The following is a 13,096-nucleotide window of genomic DNA, read 5'->3' on the forward strand; positions in this document are numbered from 1 at the left end:
CGACACCAGAGGCTATTGCCTGAACTTAAAACCTTAGGGTTCCTCGACCTGTGGGGGCTTAACATGAGGCTATGCGACAAGGAGGCGTCCCAGCTGGGCCTGGGCACCTGGGGCATGGGAGGCGGCTACTGGGCCCCTGACTACAGCAGGGACGACTTCTACGTTAGCGCGATAAGGTACGCCTACGAGAGGGGAATAAGGGTCTTTGACACTGCAGAGATGTACGGCGGCGGCCACTCCGAGGAGCTGGTAGGCAGGGCCCTGGCTGACGTGGCTGACGATGTTATAATAGTAAGCAAGGTATGGCCAAACCACTTCCGCTACGACGACCTGATAAGGTCTGCGGAGGCCAGCAGGAGGAGGCTCGGCGTCAGGGCTATAGACCTCTACCTGCTCCACTGGCCGAGCAGTGAGGTGCCGCTCAGGGAGTCCATCAAGGCCCTTGAGGACCTCATAGACATGGGCGTTATAAGGTGCATGGGCGTCAGCAACTTCGACAGGCGGCTGCTCGAGGAGGCCATGGGGCTCGCTAGGAGGCACGAGGTGGTGGCTGACGAGGTGGAGTACAGCGTCTACAACAAGTGGGCCGAGAGGGAACTGGTGCCTTTCGCCAGGGAGAGGGACGTGGCAATAATAGCTTACTCGCCCCTGGGCAGGGGTTCTATAGCCTCAGATGAAAGGCTCAGGAGGATCGGCGTGAAGTACGGCAAGACGTCTGTGCAGGTGGCCCTCAACTACCTTCTTAGGAGCTCAATACCTATACCTAAGGCCTCGAGGAAGGAGCACATAGATGAGATACTCGGGGCCGTTGGGTGGAGCCTGAGCGAGGAGGACTATAACTACCTCAGGTCCCTTTGACGGTGTAGTCTTCGTCAGGAAGCTGCTCAGGACGAGGAGCGGGGAAGATAATAGAGCAGGTCAGGGAGGAGCTCAAGAGGGCCGTGCAGGGCCCTTAGCTCACTTGATGACCAGCGCCGGTATCACAAATATGGCCAGCATTAGGTTCATGAAGACAATAGCAGTGATGACGGTGTAGAGCCAGTTCCTCTCGTAGGCGAACTGTGCTATCCCTATGGCCACCCTCAGCACTGGCGTGGCCATGAGGACTATGAGGCCTATCAGAACGAAGGCCAGGCCGTTGAGGCTGCTCACGCTCCTCATATTTATGTAGCTCACGGGCAGTATAGAGGTGTTAACCGGGGATCTTGAAATGACCAGGTCCCTGAAGCTGTAGGCGCCCGCGCCGTGGTGTATGTATATCAGAGCCACGCCGAAGATTATGAAGGCTGCCGAGATCAGGACCCCTATCCTGAGGGCCCACCCAATTATGTCCTCGAAGCTTACATTCCTTGCCATTGGCGGTCACCTCAGTGGATCACTCCTAACCCCCTCAGCACCATCTCAACTCCTAGGAAGGCCAGTATTGCAGTGAATAAGTACCTTATAGACTTGCTGGTCATCTTTGGCAGTACCTTAGAGGCCGACATGGAGCCTAGAAGGACGCCGAGGGCCGTGAAGCCAGCAAGTATGGGCTGTATGAGGCCGTAGGCCCAGTATATGGCGCTTCCCGTGGCCGCCGTGACCCCTATCATAAAGTTGCTGGTAGTCGTGCTGACCTTCATGGGGAGGTTCATGGCCCAGTCCATGCCCAGGACCTTGAGGGCCCCGCTGCCTATCCCCAGGAGGCCAGATATGAAGCCTGCGAAGAACATTACTATCTCGCCCAGCCACCAGCGGACGCCGTAGTACTTGACCTCCTGCTTCAGGGCCTCGTCGTAGTACTCCCCGTGGAGCTGAAAAACCCTCGTAGTCCAGTCGGGCTTCATGGGCTGGGGGAGCTCGAACTTAGACCTCTCAAGCTGGAAATATATCTGGCTGAGGAGCACCACGCCGAACGCTATATAAATTATGTACTCAAGGTGGTGGGCGTAGATTAGGGCCGCCGTCAGCGACCCGACTATCGAGCCCGTAGTGGTGGCTATCTCGAGGCCCATGCCTATCCTGACGTTCGTTATTCTGTCCCTGATGTACGCGCTCGCTGAGCCGCTGGAGGTGGCTATAGTAGATATCAGGCTCGCCCCCGTGGCGTATGCTATGGGAATTCCAAGGAAGAGCGTGTAGAGGGGCACCAGGAACGTGCCGCCGCCGAGCCCCACCAGCGCTCCAAGGAAGCCCGATATTATACTTACAGCGACGACCAGGGCAAAGAACACGTCAATCGGCACATTCAGCAACCCCTGCACCCGGCCTAGGGTCTCTAAGATCTTAATTAAAAAATTTTCAGTGACCCTGTAACGTTTCAGCTTAATTATTGACATCTCAGTTTAGAGATTTACGGGTGGCAGCTGGCGTTCATAACACTTATACCTTAATTATTTTGCTGTTAACCCAACCCCAGGGGCATCGATTGGAGGAGCCTGAAGCGTTCTCCTACAGGGCAGTAGCGATAAGGGTAGCGGGCGAGATAGCCCTCAGCAGCTCGCCGGGGGCGGCGCTCAGGAAGTGGAGGGAGTACTTCGGCTTGAGCCAGCAGGACGTGGCCAAGGTCATGAGCGTCTCCCCGAGCGTGCTGAGCGACTACGAGAAGGGCCGCAGGACCCCTGGGGCGGGCTTCATAAGGAGGTTCGTCATGGCCCTCCTAAGGGCTGACGCCGAGAGGGGCTCCAAGAGGGCCGAGAACCTGATCAGGGCCCTCGGCATACCAACGACTGGAGTAATAGACATGCAGGAGTTCAGCGAGCCCCTAACGCTTGAGGACATAATAATAACAGTTGATGGCATACTTCTCTACCACGACTACCCAAAGGGGGTCATGGTCTACGGCTACACGGTGGTGGACAGCATAAAGGCAATAACTGAGCTCACCAGCATGCAGTTCTACGCGATGCTGGGCTCGGTGCCTGAGAGGGTCATAGTCTTCACTAAGGTCACAGCGGGCAGGAGCCCCATGGTGGCCGTGAGGGTCTCCCTGGTGAAGCCGAGCGTCGTGGTGCTACACGGCCCCAGGGAGCACATGGACAGCCTCTCAATAGAGCTGGCCAGGCTGGACAGGGTGCCCCTCGTGCTCAGCACCCTGGGCAGCGTCGAGGAGCTCGTGAGGAGGCTGAGGGGGAGGGTGAGCGGCAGGGGCCTATGAGCCCTTAAGCTTAAGTATGGCCTCCGCTATGTCGCCGTTGGCCTCTATGAGGGCCCTCCTGGCGGTCTCCACGTCAACCCCCGCCTGCTCGGCGACCAGCTTCACGTCCTCCTCGCTCACCTGGGGCTGCTGGGCCGCCGCCTGCTGCTTCACCTCCCTCGGCTCCCCGACGACATATATCATGGTGGGCTGTCCCCTGCCCCTGACTATTATGACCTGGGGTGAGTCAACGACGTACCGGGAGTCCTTTGCCTCAATGGTGACCCTGGTGGCCTCCAGCTCCTCGGCCTCAATGCCCATCCTCTTGAGCATCCTCCTGAGCTCCCTTGGGTTTACCCCCATCAAGCTCCGCGCCCACTCTACAAGTAAGTATCGCTTAATATAGCCTTCTAGCAGACACAGCTGTGGGGCAAAGCAGAAAGGTCAGATGGAAGATGAGCAGCGAGAGCTCAGGTAAGCCTAAGGTTAAGATCCTTGGGAGCGGCAGGGAGGTAGGAAGGGCAGCCATAGGGGTTGAGTACAAGGGGCGGACGGTGCTCCTGGACTACGGGGTCAACTTCGACGAGAACGAGCAGCCCATATACCCGCTGCACGTCAGGCCGAAGGACGTGGAGGCTCTTCTCCTGACGCACAGCCACCTCGATCACATAGGGGCAGCCCCGGCCCTCTTCATCTCAGTGAAGCCGAGGCTCCTGGCGACCCCCCTGACCCTTGACGTCACAAGACTGCTGCTCTACGACATGATAAAGCTTAATGGCCCGAACCTCATATTTGACAACAGCACCGTGGATGACATGCTTGGCGTTGCGGAGAGCGTGGATTATGAGAGGTCTGTGGAGCTGGGGGACTTCACGCTGACGCTCATGTCAAGCGGTCACATACCTGGGTCAGCCTCTGCCCTGGTCGACGTGAACGGCACCAGGGTCCTCTACACCAGCGACATGAACAACATAGAGACCAAGCTGATGAGCCCCCACAGGCTCGCCGGCGTCAAGGCTGACGTTGTCATAATAGAGTCCACGTACTCCACGGTGACCCACCCTGAGAGGTCTGTCACGGAGAGGGAGTTCTACGAGTCGGTCGAGGACGTCGTTAAGAGGGGGGGCACCGTCCTCGTCCCGGCCTTCAGCGTGGCCAGGGGGCAGGAGATTATGTGCCTTCTCGAGGAGAGGGGCTTCGGCTGGCCCGTCTGGATAGACGGCATGATAAGGTCCATCACCGACCTCTACCTGGCGCACAGCAGCTTCATCAGGGACCCAAGGCTCCTGGCGAGGGCCTCGGAGGAGCAGAACCTGGTCAAGGGCTGGGGCGACCGCAAGAAGGCGCTTAAGAAGCCTGGAGTCATAATTTCAAGCGCAGGCATGTTAAAGGGAGGGCCAGCCCTCTACTACTACTCAAGGATAGTCCAGAACGACAAGGACGCGGTGTTCCTAGTGAGCTACCAGGCCCCAGGGACCCCTGGGAGGCAGGCGCTCGAGGAGGGCGTGTTCTTTGACGGGGAGAGGAAGCTGCCGGTCAAGGCAAGGCTCCAGCTCTTCGACTTCTCAAGCCACGCCGACTGGAGGGGGGTCATGCAGACGCTGAGGTCCATAAGCGGCGTCAGGAAGGTGATACTGGTCCACGGGGAGCCGCAGGGGCAGATGGAGCTGGCCTCCAAGATAAGGGACGAGCTCAGCCTTGAGGTCATGATTCCTCAGAACGGCGACGACATAGAGCTGGGCTGAGCGTTTTAAAGCCCGCGCGCCCTCCCTACGCTTGATGAGGAATTTGCCGAGTGCTGAGCCTAACGGCTGTGAGGAGAGGGAACCTCGCCTGAGGCGCTTAGGCCTTCCCTGAGTTCAATGAGGATGTGCCCTGAGCGCCTGCGACCTCAGAGGAACTTGAGCCCGGTGGCCCTGCTGCCCCTGGCTATCAGAGAGAGGAACACTATGTCTATTACCATAGGCGGCAGCGCCGCAACCAAGGCCAGCGAGGCCAGCATGCCCCAGTCTATAGTCGACTCCTGTATGGCCGTCAGCGCATATATCATCATTGTCTGGGCCCCCTGGGGCGGGAAGCTGAAGTTATAGGGCGTGGCGCTGAATATGAGTGGGTAGAAGAGGGCGTTCCAGGCCCCCACTGTGGCAAGCATGAACGTCGAGAGGAGCACAGGCCTTGAGAGGGGCAGTATGAGCCTCCTGAAGCTGCCCTTAATGTTGTACATGGCCGCCACCTCGTCGTAGGCCTTCGGCAGGTCGACGAAGAAGCCGTTCATGAGCCAGAGGGCGTAGGTCACATAGCCGAGGGGCATTGCCATTATCAGGGCCCACCACGTGTTGAGCAGGTGCACCTTAGCGTAGGCGATGTAGAGCGGTATCACAAATGCCATGGGTGGCAGGACGTAGAGGTAAATGGAGAGCGGCAGGAGCCAGCCCCACGCCTTGCCCCTGGCTATCTCATAGGCCGCCCCTGAGGCGAGGAAGACCGCTATGACCCCGACGGCGATGCTGACGACAACGCTGCTTATAATGTATGGCACTGAGCCGCGGAGCGCGTCCATGAAGAACCTGCCCGTGAAAGCTATGGGAAGCATGACGGGCGGCGACCTGAAGTCAAGGGTGTTGGGCCTGAAGGCCACAAGGAACATCCAGTAGACGGGCATTATGTTGAAGAACAGTATGACCGCCAGTATGGCCAGCATGAGCCCCTTGAAGACGGGGTCTGGCATCCTGAGCCTCACAGAGGGCAAAAGTGTCCTCCTGCTCCTCAGCACTATGAAGAGGGCTACGGCGGGGGCCGTGGCTAGCAGCGCTATGGAGGCCGCTATGAGGGCCCCTGCCGAGTAGCTGCCCAGGTTGTAGACGGCATAGTAGGTGAGTATGCCCAAGGTCGTTGTCGCGTACCCGGGGCCGCCGCCCGTGAGCACGTAGGGGGCGTCGAAGGCACCGAAGCTGAAGGCCAGCTCTATTATGAAGGCTATAAGTATAGCCTTGCTTGCCAGGGGTATCGCCACCTCGCCGTAGTACCTGGCGAGGCCGACGTTGTCCATCATGGAGTTCTCCCTTATCTCAGGCGGTATCGACCGCAGCGTGGCGTAGATTATTATGAAGGGGAACGCTATGGCACCCCAGACGCTCACGAGTATAACTCCCCACAGGGCTGTCCTTGAGAGATAGAGGGGATCATATGGTATGTGAAAGATGTAAGTGAACCAGCCCCAGCCGCCGCCGTAGAGGCTTATCGACCATATGAGGGCCGCTGAGACGAAGGGCACTGTGTGGGGCAGCACGGTGAGCAGCGATAGCACCCTCTGGTACCTTACGCTTAGCATGTCAACTGCTACGGCGGCCAGGAGACCTATGAGCGTCCCGAAGGTGGATGTCATGACAGCCAGTATCAGTGTGTTCTCGAAGATCTTGGCCACGGGCACGAGGCTCAGGGTCACGAGGGCAGAGTGATAGTCAACGCCAACTAAGGCGAAGGTGGCGGCGAACGGTATTATTCCAAAGGCCACTATGTAGGCAACGTAGGGGGCCGTGAGCCGCAACAGCGCTCCCGCACAGGCCTGGCAGGCCGATGTTTTAAAGTGCTAGGGTCCACGTGTAGGGAATTGAATTTAGCTAACCTAAACCTCTCGGCTGGAACTTTTTAATCTCTTGGGGCCTCGGCCAGCGTGTGGTCAACGTGAGCTCCATAGGTGAGGTTGCCAGGAGGAAGACCGAGGAGGCATCGGCTAAGCTCAAGGAGCAGTATGACCAGGCCATCAAGGCCGTGAGGGAGGCCAGGGAGAAGGCGCTGCAGGAGGCCTCAAGGAGGCTTGAGGAGGCTGCCAGGGAGTTTGCCGCCTCCCTCAGCTCCTAAGGGGTTCAGCTCTCACATAGGCTTACATGACTTGATACATTGAGACCACGCGGAGACAAGCGGAAACAAGGGAAAAGAAAGAATGGGAATAGTTTTAAGCAGGGATAGTTTAAGTCAACCTATCATGAGCTTGAGGCGCTGGAGCTCGTGGTTGTCGTGGTACTCAGGTAGTACGTTTTCAGTATACTTATGTACTGCGCGGCCACTGAGTTGAGGACCTGCTGCGGCGTCGTGCTCGTCGGGTTCTCAAGGTAGTTGAGGAGGGCGGTGTCAAGGGCGTCGCCCAGGTTGTCGGTCACTGGTATCAGGGGCTCCCACGCGTTGCCGTTCTCGGCTGATATCTCGTTCGCCAGCAGCCAGTTCTTCTGGTAGGCCGGCAGGGACGAGTTGCTGAGCAGCGCTGAGTAGGCCTGCTTAGATATTGGGAAGAGGCCCAGCTTCAGGAACATCTCCTCCTGGACCTGCGGCGACTCTATGAACTGCAGGAACTCCATAGCCAGCTGCTTGTGCAGCGAGTACTTGCTTACTGCAAAGTACGTGCCCCCAGCCATAGAGTAGTTGCCGGGCAGCGGCGCCAGGCCAACCTCCTGCGGGCTCACGTTAAGGGCAAGTATAGCCGCGAGCCTTGAGGCGTAGTTTATGCCGGCAGGCCCGAAGCCCTCGACCAGGAGCTCAGGCATGTTGTCGAACGACACCTGGAGCGTCGTGGGGCTCGGCTCGTAGCTGACAAGCTGCTGCATTATCTCGAGCGCCTGGACGCCAGCGCTCGTGTTAATTGCGGGCGGAGGGAACGGGTAGCTCCAGCCGCTCGGCATACAGCCCCAGAACTCTATGCCGAAGCCCGGTATGCCGTGTACTGTGCCGCAGTTCAGGGTCCTGTTGTTTATGTAGTAGTAGCCGTATATGGACTCAAAGCTTGAGCCTATGTCGCCGCCCTGGGTGTCATCCATTACTAGGACCCCAGCCTTAGTTATGTGGTGCGACACGAAGAACTGGCTGACGTCAACGACCACGGTCCAGTTGTGCCAGGTCCACGGGTTGAGCTGCATGTGATACTCGTTGTAGAACTCCTGCTGCAGGGTGGCGTTGTTGAAGTACGTGGTGTTGTATATTATCAGCACGTTTGAGACCCATGGGGCCACGCCGGCGATCTCTGAGGTGTTGGTGGTGGCGTTATATATGACTCCGCCGAAGCTCTCCGCAGGCCATATTATGTCGCTCGCGTTTATGACTGAGGAGTTGAGGGGCACAACGTAGGGCGCCAGGGTCCTGGCGGTCGTGGGCGTGAAGGTCACTATGTCGTAGCTGCTCTGCCCGGCCTTAAGCACCGTCAGCTCGTTACTTATGTAGTCGCTAAACGGGAGGGCGTCAACCTGGACCGTCACGCCTGGGTGCGTGGCCTCAAACATCGGTATGACCATTTTCAGGAACTGCTGTGGGGCGCCCGTGTAGGTTGCTATAACTAGCGTGGCCTGAGGCGTGGTTGCCGTGGTCGGGACGCTGGTGGTTGTCATAGTAGATGTCGTGGTTGTCGTGGTTGTAGTAGTTGACGTCGTAGGTTTGTGATAGTACACATATGCCATGTAGCCGCCGACTGCAACGATGACAATTATTAAAATGACTATCCCTGCTAGGGCAGCGGAGGAGATGGACGACCTATTTCTCACTCCTGAACCCTGTGGGCCTATGGGAGGCCTCAATTAAAAAGGTGAGCGACGCAAGGGCTGTAACACTATATAGGCCTCAATAGGCCTCAGGGGGTGCCGAGGACCTTTGCCTCGGCCGAGGCGGCGGCCTGGTTGAAGGGGGCCTGCACAAGCTCTATGTCGCAGCAGTCCATTGAGATCCTCCTAATGTTAAAAGTCCTAAGCGGCGCCCTGTGAAGTGGGGAGTTAACGACGACAGTGTGATATTCCCCGTTCTCACCAAGTGGGTCGGCCCCGTCGCTCTTTGCAAGGGAGAGGAACCACTCTATGTTGTCCCTGTTGATGACCTCCCCCACGGCCCTCCTGAGCGCCCTGCCCCTCGCGCCCAGGACCTTCATAGAGTAGCCCTCCCCCACGTCCTTCATGAGTATCTCAAGCGTGTCCTGTCCCCAGAGGGGCTCAAGCAGGGAGGCCCCAGCCTCGGAGGCCAGGGACTCCATGTACTTCAGGTGGTCCTCCACGAAGACGTCCCCCGCTATTAGCTTATCAGCGCTCAGCCTCCTTAGAAGCTCAGCCGTCTCCTGGAACTCCCTCCCCTTGTCGAGCCTTGCTGCCACTATCGGCTTCCCTATGAGCGACGCCTCAGCTATGGTCGCCTGCACGTTCTCTATGTGAGGGCTCGGCTCTGGGAAGTCGTAGACCAGAAAGAGGAACACGTCGACGGGCCACGCGAGGCTTGCGGCCCTCAGCCCGTCCTTGCCGCCAGAGAACATGGCGACCCTGTTTCCCAACGTTTCACCCTCCAGTTGGAGGCTTCGCCCTTTAGGGCGGGGAGGGTATGAACATTTATAAGCTCTTTGGAGTTGGGCGCGGGCGAGCTCAGCAGGCTGTGAGCCCGCGCCTCCCCGGGGCTGGCGGCGGGGCCTGAGCTTGTGATGCAGCGCCCGTGGGGGCCCTGAGAGGTGATGGGAAGGCCCCAGTGGGCGCAGAGCTCCCGTCCTTTAGGGCGGGGGCCGTCAGCGCGAGAGGCGGAGGGCCTGGCAGGTTTAAAGCGGCGCGCAGCGCCCACGGCTCTGCCTTAAGGATGGCCTGCGGCGCTCAGGGCCTCGGAGTACTGAGGCTCGAGAGCCCCGCCCTTCTCAGCTATGACCTTCAGGGCAAGGTCCCTTATCCTGGCCACATCGGCCCTGCCGTGGTACACGTCATCCTCAAGCCTGAGGCAGAGGCCCAGCCTCTCGCCTATCCTTATGGCCGCGTAGTTGTCGCCGTGCATGTAGGCCTCCATAGTCCTTATGCCCCTCCTGTAGGCCTCAAGTATAAGGAGGGCAGCTATCACCGTGGCCAGCCCCCTCCTCCTGTGCTCAGGCATTACAGCGAATGCCAGCTCCGCGTCGGTGCAGTTTGAGAACCCCTCGCCCAGCGCCACTATTCTGTCGCCGAGGAAGCCGCCAACGGCATAGTTGCAGCTCCCTGAGAAAAGCCTCCTCGCGTGCCCCTCGAAGTCCCTGAAGACGTCAAGGAACCTGTAGTAGAGCGAGAGGGTGTCAAGGGAGGAGTAGAAGGACGCCACGAGGGGGGCGTCGGAGGGGCAGAGCAGCTCGAGCGAGTAGCTGCCAAGCGTCGCCAGCCTGCGCCTTGAGCAGGAGCTCAAGTTCCTCCCTGTTAAAAAGTGGATTCAAAAAATTTAAATTGTAAAGGGGGTGTTCAAGTGAGAGAAAGATTAGGGGCCCACCTGTGGGAACCTCACAGGCCTCACGCTGGCAGCGCCGGCCTCTTGGCAACCCAGTTGACGAGCAGGGCGGCCCCTAGGTAGAGTGCGTCAAGCCCTGTTATCAGCCCTATCCAGCCGCCGGCCTTTGTTATAGCGGCGCTCCCAGTGAAGAAGGCCGCCGAGAGCACCCAGAAGGTTACTGTCAGCAGCGCCAACACGGAGGCTAGCACCCTGGCCTTGGCCATGTAGGCGCCCACCGTGTATATGAGCGTCAACACGCCCCACAGGGCGAACCAGGCGCCGTTCTCGCTGCCGCTCATTGGGAACGCCTTGGGGTCCCAGCTGTTAAGGACGAAGGCCATCGCTAGGCCTATCCAGAAGAGGCCGTAGGTGCTGAAGGCGGTGCCCCCTAGCATGTTGCCCCTCCTGAAGTCCATCCAGCCAGCGAAGACCTGGGCCGCCCCTCCCCAGAAGAAGGCGTATGCTAGGGTGAGGCCAGCAGTGGGTATGATGCCCGCGTTGTGGAGGCTCAGCACTATAGTGGTCAGGGCAAAGCCCCAGAGGCCCAGCGAGCTCGGGTCCGCGAAGGGCTGGTCCTGGCTCAAAGGGATCACCTCACTTCATCTGCGCCTTGAACTCCTCCCAGGCCTTCACCAGCTCCTCGACGGCCGTCGGGTCCTCAAGGGTCGTGGTGTCGCCCAGGGGCCTGTCCTCCATTATGTTCTTGAGGAGCCTCCTCATTATCTTCCCGCTCCTCGTCTTGGGCAGCTTCCTGACGAAGAGCACGGTCTTCGGCGTCGCTATAGGGCCTATCTGGGTCCTTATCAGCTCTATCAGCTCCTTCCTGAGCTGCTCGTCCGGCTGGTAGCCTGCCTTGAGCACCACCGCCGCCACGGGCACCTCGCCCTTCACCGGGTCGGGGGCGCCTATGACTGCGGCCTCGGCCACGGCCGGGTGCTTTATCAGGACGTCCTCCATCTCGGTAGTCCCTATCCTGTGGCCGGCCACCTTGAGGACCTCGTCAGCCCTGCCGAGGAGCCAGAAGTAGCCCTCCTCGTCCTTGACGGCGTAGTCGCCAGCGTAGAAGTAGCCTGGGAACCTGCTCCAGTAAGTCTTTACGTACCTCTCAGGGTCGCCCCAGACGCCCAACATCATGCCGGGCCACGGCTTCTTGATTATAAGGTAGCCCCTTACCCCTGGCGGCGTCGGGTTGCCGTTCTCGTCTACTACATCAGCCACTATTCCGGGCAGCGGGAACGTGGCCGAGCCAGGCTTGAGGGTGACAAGCGATATGCCTGGGGCGGGCGATATCATGGCTGCCCCGGTCTCTGTCATCCACCATGTGTCTACTATTGGGCACCTCATCTTGCCGATCAGCTCGAAGTACCACCTCCAGACGTCGGGGTTTATGGGCTCGCCCACGGTGCCCAGTATCCTCAGCGTTGACAGGTCGTGCTTCCTGACCCACTCGTCGCCGTACTGCCTGAGCGTCCTCAGGGCGGTGGGGCTCGTGTAGAATATCGTGACGCCGTACTTCTCCACTATCTGCCACGGCCTGTCGGGCTGCGGGTAGTCTATGGCGCCCTCGTACATGACCTCTGTGGCGCCGTTCAGCAGCGGACCGTAGACTATGTAGGTGTGGCCCGTTATCCAGCCCACGTCGGCCATCGTCCAGTGGACGTCCTCAGGCCTTATGTCCCAGTTCCACTTGAACACGTTGTAGACGTAGACCATGTAGCCGCCGACGCTGTGCATTACCCCCTTCGGCTTGCCAGTGGTGCCGCTGGTGTAGAGTATGAAGAGCACGTCATCAGACTTCCTCGGCACCGGCTTGACGTAGGTGGTGTCGGGGTACTTGGAGGTCAGCTCGTGGTACCAGACGTCCCTCCCCTCAACCCAGTTCACCGGGTTCCCGAGCCTCCTGACCACAACGACCTTCTCTACCTTGGCCCCCTGCTTCTCAGCCAGGGAGACGCCCTCGTCGGCGCCCTTCTTGAGCTCAACTACCTTGCCCTTTCTCCAGTAGCCGTCAGCCGTTATCAGGACCCTCGACTTGGCGTCGACTATCCTGTCGGCGAGGGCCGAGGGGCTGAAGCCCGAGAAGACCACGCTGTGTATGCCCCCGACCCTGGTCACTGCGAGCATGGCTATGGGCAGCTCCGGTATCATGGGCATGTATATCGTGACTGTGTCGCCCGGCTTCACGCCCAGGTCCTGGAGAGCCCTGGCGAGCTTGTTGACCTCCCTGAAGAGGTCCCTGTAGCTCAGGACCCTGCTGGTCCCGTCCTCGCCCTCCCAGTAGTAGGCCACCTTGTTGGCCACGTGGGTGCCCATCCAGCGGTCAAGGGCGTTCAGGTTGATGTTGGTCTCCCCTCCCACGAACCACCTGTAGAAGGGCGGGTTAGAGTCATCAAGGACCTTGTCCCAAGTCCTATACCACACCAGCTCCCTGGCCCTCTCGTCCCAGAACTTTATGGGGTCCTCAACTGAGGCGCGCCAGAAGTCAAGGTACTTGTTGTGGTGAGGGAAGTACTTCTCGCCGTAGGGTAAGGGCTCTATCCTCTGGGCCTCAGGAGATGACGTATATCCCACCTCGTATTCACAACTTTATACATATTAGCCCACTATTTAAAGGTTCCATATAGTGGGTTTTATTATGTTCTGTCCCACTTATATCCTAGTTAGAGTTAAATATGTTTATATATATATTATAATTTAGAGTTACTTTCGATAGCCCTTAGGACCAGGCCCTCCCGTAAAGGT

At 58.9% G+C, this 13,096-nt stretch carries 13 protein-coding genes; 4 read left to right on the forward strand and 9 right to left on the reverse strand.

Annotated features, from left to right (window positions below; genetic code table 11):
- Positions 1–63 precede the first annotated feature (63 nt).
- Positions 64–858: an aldo/keto reductase gene (locus tag SE86_RS00195; protein WP_117354998.1), complete on the forward strand. Its 795-nt coding sequence runs from the start codon at positions 64–66 to the stop codon at positions 856–858.
- 99 nt (positions 859–957) lie between these two features.
- On the opposite strand, the gene SE86_RS00200 is transcribed toward SE86_RS00195, so the two are convergent.
- Together SE86_RS00200 and SE86_RS00205 are read right to left on the reverse strand one after the other, a co-directional pair.
- Positions 958–1,356: a DUF1634 domain-containing protein gene (locus SE86_RS00200; protein ID WP_117353691.1), complete on the reverse strand. Its 399-nt coding sequence runs from the start codon at positions 1,354–1,356 to the stop codon at positions 958–960.
- Positions 1,357–1,367: 11 nt separating this feature from the next.
- Positions 1,368–2,231 (reverse strand): sulfite exporter TauE/SafE family protein, encoded by an 864-nt coding sequence (locus SE86_RS00205; protein WP_117354999.1) that lies wholly within the window; start codon positions 2,229–2,231, stop codon positions 1,368–1,370.
- A gap of 176 nt (positions 2,232–2,407) precedes the next feature.
- Between SE86_RS00205 and SE86_RS00210 the strand changes: the two genes are divergently transcribed.
- Entirely contained in the window at positions 2,408–3,136 is a 729-nt protein-coding gene (locus SE86_RS00210) for a helix-turn-helix domain-containing protein (protein ID WP_117353693.1), read from the forward strand.
- Here the strand turns inward: SE86_RS00210 and SE86_RS00215 are convergent.
- Positions 3,131–3,478: a nascent polypeptide-associated complex protein gene (locus tag SE86_RS00215; protein ID WP_117355000.1), complete on the reverse strand. Its 348-nt coding sequence runs from the start codon at positions 3,476–3,478 to the stop codon at positions 3,131–3,133. The genes SE86_RS00210 and SE86_RS00215 overlap by 6 nt on opposite strands.
- A gap of 92 nt (positions 3,479–3,570) precedes the next feature.
- Between SE86_RS00215 and SE86_RS00220 the strand changes: the two genes are divergently transcribed.
- A complete protein-coding gene (locus SE86_RS00220; RefSeq protein ID WP_117353695.1) occupies positions 3,571–4,860 on the forward strand; it encodes an MBL fold metallo-hydrolase in 1,290 nt (429 codons plus the stop codon).
- A gap of 146 nt (positions 4,861–5,006) precedes the next feature.
- On the opposite strand, the gene SE86_RS00225 is transcribed toward SE86_RS00220, so the two are convergent.
- The gene (locus tag SE86_RS00225) at positions 5,007–6,662 is read right to left on the reverse strand and encodes an ABC transporter permease subunit (RefSeq protein WP_117353697.1); all 1,656 of its coding nucleotides are present in this window, start codon (positions 6,660–6,662) and stop codon (positions 5,007–5,009) included.
- Between the two features lie 137 nt (positions 6,663–6,799).
- On the opposite strand from SE86_RS00225, the gene SE86_RS07930 reads away from it, so the two are divergent.
- Positions 6,800–6,976 carry a hypothetical protein gene (locus SE86_RS07930; protein ID WP_158543043.1) on the forward strand — a complete coding sequence of 59 codons (177 nt, stop codon included), beginning with the start codon at positions 6,800–6,802 and terminating at the stop codon, positions 6,974–6,976.
- 122 nt (positions 6,977–7,098) lie between these two features.
- On the opposite strand, the gene SE86_RS00235 is transcribed toward SE86_RS07930, so the two are convergent.
- From SE86_RS00235 to acs, 5 genes are all read right to left on the reverse strand, one after another.
- Entirely contained in the window at positions 7,099–8,643 is a 1,545-nt protein-coding gene (locus tag SE86_RS00235; protein ID WP_148666717.1) for an extracellular solute-binding protein, read from the reverse strand.
- A gap of 86 nt (positions 8,644–8,729) precedes the next feature.
- Positions 8,730–9,413: an ATPase gene (locus SE86_RS00240; protein WP_117353703.1), complete on the reverse strand. Its 684-nt coding sequence runs from the start codon at positions 9,411–9,413 to the stop codon at positions 8,730–8,732.
- A gap of 287 nt (positions 9,414–9,700) precedes the next feature.
- Positions 9,701–10,273: a GNAT family N-acetyltransferase gene (locus SE86_RS00245; protein WP_158543044.1), complete on the reverse strand. Its 573-nt coding sequence runs from the start codon at positions 10,271–10,273 to the stop codon at positions 9,701–9,703.
- Between the two features lie 101 nt (positions 10,274–10,374).
- The gene (locus SE86_RS00250) at positions 10,375–10,938 is read right to left on the reverse strand and encodes a GPR1/FUN34/YaaH family transporter (RefSeq protein ID WP_117353707.1); all 564 of its coding nucleotides are present in this window, start codon (positions 10,936–10,938) and stop codon (positions 10,375–10,377) included.
- Positions 10,939–10,948: 10 nt separating this feature from the next.
- Entirely contained in the window at positions 10,949–12,925 is a 1,977-nt protein-coding gene (gene acs / locus SE86_RS00255; protein WP_117353710.1) for an acetate--CoA ligase, read from the reverse strand.
- Positions 12,926–13,096 lie beyond the last annotated feature (171 nt).

This window comes from Acidilobus sp. 7A (genome assembly GCF_003431325.1).
In the GTDB taxonomy this organism is placed as follows: Archaea; Thermoproteota; Thermoprotei_A; order Sulfolobales; family Acidilobaceae; genus Acidilobus.